5 protein-coding genes are annotated in these 8,353 nt (G+C 57.6%); all 5 read right to left on the bottom strand.

Features of this window, described 5'->3' with window-relative positions:
- Positions 1-92: 92 nt before the first annotated feature.
- Positions 93-1,568 (bottom strand): glutamate synthase subunit beta, encoded by a 1,476-nt coding sequence (locus ACOCD2_RS08050; RefSeq protein WP_293646058.1) that lies wholly within the window; start codon positions 1,566-1,568, stop codon positions 93-95.
- A 35-nt stretch (positions 1,569-1,603) separates the two neighbouring features.
- Positions 1,604-6,235 (bottom strand): glutamate synthase large subunit, encoded by a 4,632-nt coding sequence (gltB, locus tag ACOCD2_RS08045; protein WP_293646056.1) that lies wholly within the window; start codon positions 6,233-6,235, stop codon positions 1,604-1,606.
- 201 nt (positions 6,236-6,436) lie between these two features.
- Positions 6,437-7,528, bottom strand: coding sequence for a 3-dehydroquinate synthase (aroB, locus tag ACOCD2_RS08040; protein ID WP_305800231.1), 1,092 nt, complete (start codon positions 7,526-7,528; stop codon positions 6,437-6,439).
- Position 7,529: 1 nt separating this feature from the next.
- A complete protein-coding gene (gene aroK, locus ACOCD2_RS08035) occupies positions 7,530-8,048 on the bottom strand; it encodes a shikimate kinase AroK (RefSeq protein WP_293646054.1) in 519 nt (172 codons plus the stop codon).
- A 113-nt stretch (positions 8,049-8,161) separates the two neighbouring features.
- On the bottom strand, positions 8,162-8,353 hold a 192-nt coding region (locus ACOCD2_RS08030; protein ID WP_419591610.1), incomplete at its 5' end, for a hypothetical protein.

Genomic DNA, 8,353 nt, shown 5'->3' with positions numbered 1-8,353 from the left:
GCCTATTGCCGCATCTCCAGTTACCTGCAGACCATGGCAAATCAGGGATACAATCCGCTGGTCGCCATTCAAATGGCCTTTTCGGGACAGCTCTATGCTGATAGGGGTGAGTAGTTACGCGGCAGGTTTGAATGACCCATCAGATATTCATCGACCGAGCGGGCACATTGCCGCCCCTCGCGGATCGCCCATACGACCAGCGATTGTCCGCGACGCATGTCGCCTGCGGCAAACAGACCCTCAACGGAAGTCGCATAGGACTTCTCGCCCTCTGTACTGCCTTTGACGTTACCCCGGGGATCAAGCTCCACACCGGCCTGCTCGATCATTCCCTTGTGCACCGGATGCACGAATCCCATGGCCAGCGTGACCAGGTCGGCTTTCAGTTCGAACTCCGAACCTGCCACTTCCGACATCTGCCAGTTGCCCTCATCATCCCTGTCCCACTGCACCTTTACACAGCGTAGCGCTTTTACATGACCATTGCCGTCATCGATGAATTCCTTGGTGAGCACTTCCCACATGCGTTCACAACCTTCTTCCTGGGAAGTGGATGTGCGCATCTTGTTGGGCCAGTCGGGCCAGGTCAGTTCCTTGACCTCTTTCTCCGGCGGCCTGGGCATGAGTTCCAGCTGGGTGATGGAGGCGGCGCCATGGCGGGTGGATGTGCCCACGCAGTCGGAACCGGTATCACCACCACCGATGACCACCACATGCTTGCCTTCGGCGCTGATAAAGCCTTCTTCGGCACCGGGGACAGCCTGCACCATCCTGGAGTTGGCGGTGAGAAACTGCATGGCAAAGTACACGCCATCGAGATCACGGCCAGGCACGGGCAGGTCTCTGGGCTTTTCCGAACCACCGGCCAGTACCAGCGCATCAAATTCTTCACGAAGCTCCTCTACGCTGACATCTTCGCCCACACAGGTATTGACGTGGAACTCCACACCTTCCGCACGCATTTGCGCGACCCGGCGGTCCAGCAAGGTCTTGTTCAGCTTGAAATCCGGAATGCCATAGCGCAGCAGTCCACCGATACGGTCAGCCTTCTCGTATACAACCACGTCATGACCGGCCCGCGCCAGCTGCTGCGCGCAGGCCATGCCTGCAGGGCCCGAACCCGCTACAGCCACCCGCTTGCCGGTACGGTGCTCGGGTATCAGAGGTTTGATCCAGCCTTCCTCCCAGCCCTTGTCCACAATGGCGCATTCAATGGTCTTGATGGTGACTGGCTCGTCCTGAAGATTCAGCGTGCAGGATTCCTGGCAGGGCGCCGGGCAGATTCTGCCCGTCACCTCGGGAAAGTTGTTGGTGGAGTGCAGCACTTCCAGTGCCGTCTCCCAATCGTTGCGGTATACCAGATCATTCCATTCCGGAATGATGTTGTTCACCGGACAGCCCTGATGACAGAAAGGGATGCCACAGTCCATGCAGCGTGCGCCCTGAATCTGCAGCTGATCTTCGCTCAGCGGAATAACGAATTCCTGATAATGTGTGACACGATCAGCGACCGGCGCATAACTGCGGTCCAGCCGTTCGTATTCCATGAAACCTGTTGGCTTACCCATAGGTTCTTACCTTAAAATAACTGTACACAAAAAACTTAACTGGCGGCACGAGCAGCTTCTTCCTGCTCGGCCTGCATTTCGAGCAATGCCCTGCGGTACTCGACGGGCATGACCTTGACGAACTTGCCCAGATAATCTTCCCAGTTGTCCAGTATCTTCCGCGCCATATCCGAATTGGTATAGTGCAAATGGCTCTCGATGATCTGACGCAGACGGATGGCATCAAAGCGGGTCATGTCATGAGACACGTCCACACGACCCTTTGTTTCCATATCACCACCCAGATGTTCAAGTCGCTCCAGCGCATCGTCTTCTTCCTTGATGGGCTCAAGCTCGACCTGCGCCATATTGCAGCGTTGCTCGAAGTCGCCTGCCTCGTCCAGCACATAGGCGATACCGCCGGACATGCCTGCTGCGAAGTTGCGACCGGTACCGCCCAGCACCACGACCACACCGCCGGTCATGTATTCACAACCGTGGTCACCGACGCCTTCAACAACGGCTATAGCACCCGAGTTGCGCACGGCAAAACGCTCACCGGCCACACCACGGAAATAGCACTCGCCCGCAATCGCGCCATAGAGCACGGTGTTGCCAACGACGATGTTTTCCTCGGCCTTGCCGATGGCGGAATCCACCGGCGGATAGATGATGATATGCCCGCCGGACAGTCCTTTACCCACGTAATCGTTGCCTTCTCCGGACAGCTCGATGGTCACGCCACGCGCCAGCCAGGCGCCAAGTGACTGACCGGCCGTACCGGATACTTTGATGTGGATGGTGTCATCTGGCAGGCCGGCAAAACCGTATTTCTCGGCAACGCGACCGGAAAGCATGGTGCCGAAAGTGCGGTTGTAATTGTGGATATCCACTTCGATCTGCAGCGCCTCACCCTTCTCCAGGGCAGGCCCGGCCTGGTCGATAAGCTGATTGTCCAGTGCCCTGTCGAGACCATGATCCTGCACATCGGCGTTGAATACCTTGTCTCCGGGAGCAGCTTCCGGCTTGGCCAGCAAACGGCTGTAGTCCAAACCCTGCGCCTTCCAGTGATCGATAGCCTGACGCAGGTCAAGACGGTCCGCCTGTCCGATCATTTCCTCCACCGTGCGAAAACCCAGTTTCGCCATGATCTGGCGCAGCTCCTCGGCGACGAAGAAGAAATAGTTGATGACGTGTTCTGGCTTGCCCATGAAACGCTTACGCAGCTCTGGATCCTGAGTGGCCACGCCCACAGGGCAGGTGTTGAGATGACACTTGCGCATCATGACACAGCCTTCCGCAATGAGGGGCGCGGTGGCGAAACCGAACTCGTCCGCGCCCAGCAGGGCGCCGATGGCCACGTCGCGGCCCGTGCGCATGCCGCCGTCCACCTGCACGCAGATACGCGAGCGCAGGCGGTTGAGCACCAGGGTCTGGTGGGTTTCCGCCAGGCCAATCTCCCAGGAGGAGCCGGCATGCTTGGTGGAGGTCAGGGGCGAGGCGCCGGTGCCGCCATCGAAACCGGAAATGGTCACGTGATCCGCATGGGCCTTGGAAACGCCCGCGGCCACCGTGCCCACACCCACTTCGGAGACCAGCTTCACGGAGATGCGTGCTTTCGGATTCACGTTCTTCAGATCGTGGATGAGCTGGGCCAGATCCTCGATGGAATAAATGTCGTGATGCGGTGGTGGTGAAATGAGCCCCACACCAGGTGTGGAATGCCGCACCCGGGCGATCTGCTTGTTCACTTTGTGACCGGGCAGCTGACCGCCCTCGCCGGGCTTGGCGCCCTGGGCCATCTTGATCTGGATGTCGTCGGCGTTCACCAGGTACTCGGTAGTCACACCAAAACGTCCGGATGCCACCTGCTTGATGGCAGAACGCTCGGGATTGCGTGATCCGTCAGGCAGAGGATTGAAACGTTCCGGTTCTTCACCGCCTTCGCCTGTGTTGGACTTGCCGCCCAGGGAATTCATAGCCACCGCCAGGGTGGAGTGCGCTTCGTAGGAGATGCTGCCGAAAGACATGGCGCCGGTAGCAAAACGCTTGACGATCTCCCTGGCCGGCTCGACTTCTTCCAGCGACACGGGGTTCTCCGCCCACTTGAATGCCATCAGGCCGCGCAGGGTAAGCAGCTTTTCAGTCTGCTCGTTGATCAGGCGCGAATATTCCTCATAGGTGCCCGCATCATTGCCACGTACCGCATGTTGCAGTTTGGCAATACTGTCCGGCGTCCACATATGGGCTTCGCCGCGCTGACGCCAGGCGTAATCGCCACCCACATCCAGCTGTTTGCGATAGATGAGCGCACCACCAAAGGCATCCTCATGCCAGCGGGCAGCCTCTTTGGCCACTTCTTTCAGGCCAATGCCTTCGATGGTGGTCGCCGTACCGGTAAAGTACTGTGCAATGAATTTGCTGGACAGGCCAACAGCATCAAAGATCTGCGCGCCGCAGTAGGACTGATAGGTGGAGATACCCATCTTGGACATGACCTTGTGCAGACCCTTGCCCAACGCCTTGATATAGCGCTTCTGTGCTTCGGCAAAATCAAGCCTTTCAGGAAGCTCGGGGAGCATGTCCTGAATGGTCTCGAACACCAGGTAGGGGTTGATGGCTTCCGCGCCATAACCGGCCAGTGTTGCAAAGTGATGCACTTCCAGCGCAGCGCCGGTCTCGACGACCAGCCCCGCTTCTGTACGCAACCCCTGCCGAATCAGGTGATGATGCACGGCCGACGTGGCCAGCAACATGGGGATAGCCAGGTTATCCGTGTCTACCCTTCTGTCGGAAAGAATCAGAATATTATGGCCTTCACGCACCGCCTTTTCCGCCGTGCCGCACAAGGCCAGCAAAGCCTCTTCCATGCCTTCCGGACCATTGATCGCAGGATAGGTGACATTGAGGGTGAGCGTGCGGAAAGCCCCGCTACAGTTGTCTTCGATCTGACGGATCTTTTCCAGGTCGGCATTGGTGAGCACCGGCTGTTTCACTTCCAGGCGCATGTTTTCACCGCCACTGCCCAGGCCCAGGAGATTGGGGCGGGGGCCGATGAGTGTCACCAGGGACATGACGATCTCTTCGCGGATGGGATCGATGGGTGGGTTGGTCACCTGGGCGAAGTTCTGCTTGAAATAGGTGCTCAGGTGCCGTGCGCGGTTTGACAGCACGGATGGCGGGTTGTCCGCCCCCATGGAGCCGATGGCTTCCTGCCCGGTGCACACCATGGGGGTCAGCAGAAACTTGAGATCTTCACTGGAATATCCGAATGCCTGCTGGCGGTCCAGCAGCACTTCCTCGTCCGGCGCCATGGTGCCTACCGCAGGAGGCAGATTGGCGAGACGGATCTGGGTCTTGTCCAGCCAGTCCTGATACGGCCTGGCAGCTGCCAGATCTGATTTCAGCTCTTCATCATCGATGATGCGCCCCTGCTCCATATCGATAAGGAACATTTTTCCGGGCTGCAGGCGCCATTTCTTGACGATCTTTTCCTCGGGGATATCCAGCACACCCATTTCGGATGCCATGACCACCAGACCATCGTCGGTGATCAGGTAGCGTGCAGGACGCAGGCCGTTGCGATCAAGGGTTGCGCCTATCTGACGGCCATCGGTGAAGGCTACGGCTGCCGGACCATCCCAGGGTTCCATCAGCGCGGCGTGGTATTCATAGAAAGCCCGGCGCTTTCCATCCATGAGCTTGTTGCCACTCCAGGCTTCGGGAATCAGCAGCATCATGGCATGGGCCATGGAATAACCGCCCATGACCAGGAGTTCCAGGGCGTTGTCGAAGCATGCTGAATCAGATTGCCCTTCGGGAATCAGGGGCCAGATCTTGTCCAGATCATCGCCGAGGATACCCGAGGCCATGGAATGGCGACGGGCAGCCATCCAGTTCACGTTGCCACGCAGGGTGTTGATCTCACCGTTGTGGGCGATCATGCGGAACGGATGCGCCAAGTCCCAGGTGGGGAAGGTATTGGTGGAGAAACGCTGGTGCACCAGTGCCAGTGCCGAAGTCAGCGTCTCATCCTTCAGGTCGGGATAGTATTCGCCAACCTGGGCCGCCAGCAACATGCCCTTGTAGACGATGGTGCGTGACGACAGAGAAGTGAAATAAAATGCCTCCTTGCCGGCGATGTCCGCATCACGGATTTCGTTCTCTGCCTGCTTGCGCAGCACGAAAAGCTTGCGTTCAAAAGCCGTTTGATCGGCGCAGTTGTCACCCCGGCCGATAAACAGCTGACGGATGGCGGGTTCTGTCGGAATGACACTTTCACCGAGGTCTGCATTGTTGACGGGTACATCACGCCAGCCCAGCAGTTGCTGTCCTTCCTGGACAATGTATTTTTCGATGATGCTCCTGATGGTATCCGCACTTTCCGTACGGGAAGGCAGGAACGCCATACCAACAGCGTAATCGCCCGCTGCAGGAAGATCGAAATCCACAGCAGAACGGAAAAAAGCATCCGGGATCTGCAGCAGGATACCCGCGCCATCACCCGCTTTGGGGTCAGCACCAACAGCACCACGGTGAGTCAGTCTGTCCAGAATAGTTAGACCCTGGGCCACGATGGCATGACTGCCACGCCCTTTGATATCAGCCACAAAACCAACGCCGCACGCATCGTGCTCGTTTGCCGGGTCATACAACCCCTGTTTCGGCGGCAAGGCACCGTAACTCATCGCAAACCTCTTCTCTTGTTGAGGGTCACAGGCCAGCAAGGCTGCAACCGAATCAGAATTCAGTCCTGAACCGGGTTCAGGTTTAGTCTCTGGCCGCCTGTCAGCGGCACTCCCGATGCAGCATCTGCCGCCCGCGAGGAACACGCTAGGATACTGCAGTATGGGGAATCAGGCCAGTGTTTTTCTTGGATGCGAGGGTGTTCAGGCGTTGTAGCTGCCGAGGGTCCTGCTCAGAAGATCAGGGGAAAAGTCATTTGTTATCAAGGCATTGCCAATACCCTTGAGCAATACAAGACGCAGCTTTCCGGCCAGGACTTTCTTGTCTACCGCCATCAGTTCCATAAAACGTTCGGCAGACAGTTCTGCGGGCGGCGATACTGGCAAACCTGCCGCATCCACCAGCGAGACGATACGCGCCTCTTCATCCTCCGCGAGCCAGCCCATGAGCCGGGACATGCGCGCTGCCATGCACATGCCCGCACCCACTGCTTCCCCATGAAGCCAGACACCATAGCCCATGCCTGTTTCTATCGCATGCCCAAAAGTATGGCCGTAGTTCAGCAATGCCCGCTGCCCGGCTTCTTTTTCATCCGCAGATACGACGCAGGATTTGATGATGCAGGACCCTTCTATGGCATGGGCCAGCGCATCCGACTCCAGTCCGCGCAACTCGGAGATATGGGCTTCCAGCCAGGAAAAATACGCCTCATCGGTAATGATGCCGTGCTTGATCACTTCTGCAAGCCCGGCCGACAGCTCCCGCGACGGCAGTGTATTGAGTGTTTCGATGTCAATGATGACCGCTTTGGGCTGGTAGAAAGCACCGATCATGTTTTTGCCCAGCGGGTGATTGACACCGGTCTTGCCGCCCACGGAGGAATCCACCTGGGAAAGCAGGGTGGTGGGCACCTGAATGAAATCCACGCCGCGCTGATAGCAGGCCGCAGCGAATCCTGTCATGTCACCAATGACTCCGCCGCCCAGGGCAATCAGGCTGCAGCCGCGATCGAAACGTTTGCTCAGCAGCTGATCGAATATGGCGTTCAGCACTTCCAGGGTCTTGTATTTTTCACCATCAGGCAGAACAACCTGCGCCACCTGAAAACCGGCAAGACTGCCGAGTAACCTGTCCATGTACAACGGTGCTACGGTTTCATTGCTGACTACCAGCACCTGTTTCGATTTCAAATGGCGCTGAAAAAGCGCTCCTTCTGAGATCAGGCCCTGACCAATGTAGATGGGGTAGCTGCGCTCACCCAGTTCGACCTGCAGGGTAGACAATACCTCAGCCATGTCAGGCGCTTTCGAAGTGCCGCATGACTTCCTTGACCACCGCCTGAGCGGATCGGCCTTCCGTGGATACCACCAGATCAGCTATTTCCCGATATTCGGGGTCACGCTCTGCATTGAGGGCTTTCAGCATTTCCAGAGGATCTCCGGTCTGCAGCAGCGGGCGGTTCTTGTCCTTATAGGTACGCTCGTATTGCTGTTCCGGTGAACAGGACAGATAGATTACATAGCCCCTGGCCGCCAGCAGACGCCTGTTTTCAGGCTGGGTGACAGCGCCACCACCGGTGGCGAGAACGACATTGTCCTGCTCTACCATTTCCTCGATGGCTTTCATCTCCCGCTTGCGGAAACCTTCCTCCCCTTCATATTCAAAAATCGTGGGGATATCCACGCCCGTACGCCGCTGGATTTCCTGATCCGTGTCTTCAAACTCCAGACCCAGAGCCTGGGCCAACTGCCGGCCAATGGTTGTCTTGCCCGCGCCCATGGGGCCGACCAGAAAGATGCGACTGGGTTTCAGCATATGTCAATCACCTGGAAAAAATGTCGATTATACCCGATTACGCGTTTTCTTCGCGCCAAAACAAAAAAGGCACAGCCGTGGCCATGCCTTTCCTCCGCAGATAGAAACCGCGTCTAACGCACGCTCAAGGAATCCTTGATGATTTTTGGTGTAATGAAAATCAGCAGTTCCTTCTTGCTGTCCTTCGCTGCCAGCCATGGAGAGCGAAGCGAAGGCTGGTAGACCCCAGTAGCCGCGAGGCCGCACTGTTTTCCCGGCGTGCCTTGCGCCAGAGGGAAAACAAAGTAGGCCTCCGAACGCGGCGT

The organism is Thiolapillus sp., assembly GCF_048562965.1.
Classification (GTDB): Bacteria; Pseudomonadota; Gammaproteobacteria; order Chromatiales; family Chromatiaceae; genus Thiolapillus; species Thiolapillus brandeum_A.
This window is presented reverse-complemented; position numbering and strand designations above follow the sequence as displayed.

What these genes read in the sequence shown, in the direction of transcription:
- ACOCD2_RS08050 (WP_293646058.1), bottom strand. Translation starts at nt 1,568, where the DNA reads ATGGGTAAGCCAACAGGTTTCATGGAATACGAACGGCTGGACCGCAGT.
- gltB (WP_293646056.1), bottom strand. Translation starts at nt 6,235, where the DNA reads ATGAGTTACGGTGCCTTGCCGCCGAAACAGGGGTTGTATGACCCGGCA.
- aroB (WP_305800231.1), bottom strand. Translation starts at nt 7,528, where the DNA reads ATGGCTGAGGTATTGTCTACCCTGCAGGTCGAACTGGGTGAGCGCAGC.
- aroK (WP_293646054.1), bottom strand. Translation starts at nt 8,048, where the DNA reads ATGCTGAAACCCAGTCGCATCTTTCTGGTCGGCCCCATGGGCGCGGGC.